Raw genomic sequence first — 2,125 nt, forward strand, 5'->3', positions numbered from 1 at the left:
ACCAGCTCCCCGGCAAGATCACGGTGGTGTGGGACAACCTGCCCGCCCACCACGCCGCGCTGACCCGCACGTTCGTCGAACACCACGCCGACTGGCTGGACGTGGCCTGGCTACCGGCCTACGCCCCCGAACTCAACCCGGTGGAAAGCCTCTGGGCCTATCTGAAGACCGGGACGCTGGCCAACCTCGCCGCGCACGGCCTGGACCACCTGATCCACGTCATCAGGACCGCGATCAAACGCCTCCAGTACCGCCCTGACCTGCTCGCGGGCTTCCTGACCGGAACCGGCCTACAACTCGAACCCCCACAGCTGGTCACCTCGCGAGTTCAACGTCAGTAAGCTGGGCTGATGTGACGGCCCGACCGTCGGCATGATGGTCAACTATGTCCGTACCCCTGCTTTATCCAATCTTCGCCCGGGTGTGTGGCTGGCTTGTCCTGTTCGGTCGTTCGCCGGCATCGAAAGACATCGGGCCGTCCTCGGCGGCGGTGGCGCGGTCAACAGGGCGCCGTGTGGTCCGGGCTCGGCGCTACTTCGGGCGGTCCTCCCGCCGGGCGAGGACGTCGGCCTCGGAGCAGAAACCCAGGCCCGTGCGCTTTAGCGCCAGCAGGCCCAGAAGCGTCCCGGCCTCGTCGACGACGGCGAGCCGGCGCCGCCCGGCTGCCCGCGCCGCCTCCCAAACCGTGATCAGGTCGGCGGAGGCGGCAACTGTGCGGCCCTCACACCGACCGGCGGTAGTGGCCAGGTCCCTGGCTGGCCCGCCGGCGGCCAGATCTGCGCGTTCCACGACGGCCAGCAGCCGGCGGCCGGCATCGACGACGACCGCAGCGTGGACATGGTCATCCTCGAAGAATTCCCGCAGCTGGCCGACCGTGGTGCCTGGCCCGTGCAGCTCCGGTTCGCGCAGCATCGCGTCCGCAACGCGTAGGCCCGTCAGCGCCCGCCGGGCCGCCCGTTCGCTTTCGAGGTCTCGCGCGGGCCAGGTCGTGGTAATCATCGGAAGTCTCCTAGCACGACGGGCCTCGGCCGCGGCGCGCACGCGTTGGGACGATGAGTGATCACGATTCCTCCTACGACTCGGGTAGATCTCCTTACGGTTGCCAGCTGCCACAACGGTGGACGCCCCGGCAGCCTGTTCTTTCAGCCTAGACGAATGAATCCGCCCCGTCTGTCCGGTTGACGCGTCTGGCCGTTGACCCGGCCACGGCCAACCCCGACGGCGCCACGATTCGTCTCCCACGGCAGCTACGGTCTGGCAGATTCCACGCGGGCTCACCGCCGGGAAGGGCCGTGCGCCCGCGACGAGAACATCGGGGCTCATGGCCGCCATCGTCGGCATTTTCCCGAGCCGTGACGTCGTCGTCCGCCTCGTCGGCGCCGTTCTCGCCGAGCGGAACGACGAATGGACCGAGAACCACCGCTGCATCGGCCTCGAATCCTCGCCAAAATCGACCCCACCGAAACACCGCCCAAGGCGGCATTCAGTCGTTGTCTGGCGGCGAGCAGGCACCGATCCATTCCGACGGTCCGTCGGTGTAGAGCTGGTGCTTCCAGATGGGCACCTGGGCTTTGACCTCGTCGATCAGGCGCCGGCATGCGGTGAATGCCTCCGCCCGGTGCGCCGCGCCCACGGCCGTCACCACCGCGAGATCACTCACCTACAGCCGTCCCACGCGGTGCAGCACGGCCACGGTCTGCACGCCGTCGATCGCCGCGATCTCGTCGGCCACCCTCGCGAGCTCGGACTGAGCCGAGGGATGAGCCGTGTAGTCCAGCTCTGCCACGGGCCGCCCCTGGTCGTCGTCCCGGACGAGCCCGACGAAGAGGGCGATGCCTCCTACCGTGCGCGTCCTCGCCGCGGCGAGGCATTCATCGATCGACAGCGGGCTCGTCCGGATCTCGGCAGTGACGGCGCGTGGCCGCGCCCTGGCGTCCGGGCTCACCGGATGGCGTGGTACAGGGCTGTCTGCGTACCAGTGGGGCAATCGAGTCTCCTGAATCGTATGGTGTCGTGGGACGCCTTGCGCTGGCCTGGATCGTTCACGGGGTTGGCGGGTTGCCTCGCGTGATCAGCGACCTGTGTTTTGATCTGGGTTTTCCTGTCTGTGGGCAGCGTCGGGGAG

The 2,125-nt window shown here is 68.3% G+C and carries 2 protein-coding genes and 1 pseudogene; 1 reads left to right on the plus strand and 2 read right to left on the minus strand.

Annotated elements, in window-relative coordinates:
- A partial coding sequence (locus BCD48_RS21295; RefSeq protein WP_116271607.1) for a transposase occupies positions 1 to 341 on the plus strand: 341 nt, incomplete at its 5' end.
- Positions 342 to 531: 190 nt separating this feature from the next.
- Here the strand turns inward: BCD48_RS21295 and BCD48_RS52400 are convergent.
- Positions 532 to 999, minus strand: coding sequence for a CBS domain-containing protein (locus tag BCD48_RS52400; RefSeq protein WP_071050164.1), 468 nt, complete (start codon positions 997 to 999; stop codon positions 532 to 534).
- Between the two features lie 484 nt (positions 1,000 to 1,483).
- A pseudogene (locus tag BCD48_RS21305) lies at positions 1,484 to 1,945 on the minus strand (molybdenum cofactor biosynthesis protein MoaE).
- Positions 1,946 to 2,125: the final 180 nt, after the last annotated feature.

Origin of the sequence: Pseudofrankia coriaricola (assembly GCF_001854805.1) — a bacterium.
In the GTDB taxonomy this organism is placed as follows: domain Bacteria; phylum Actinomycetota; class Actinomycetes; order Frankiales; family Frankiaceae; genus Pseudofrankia.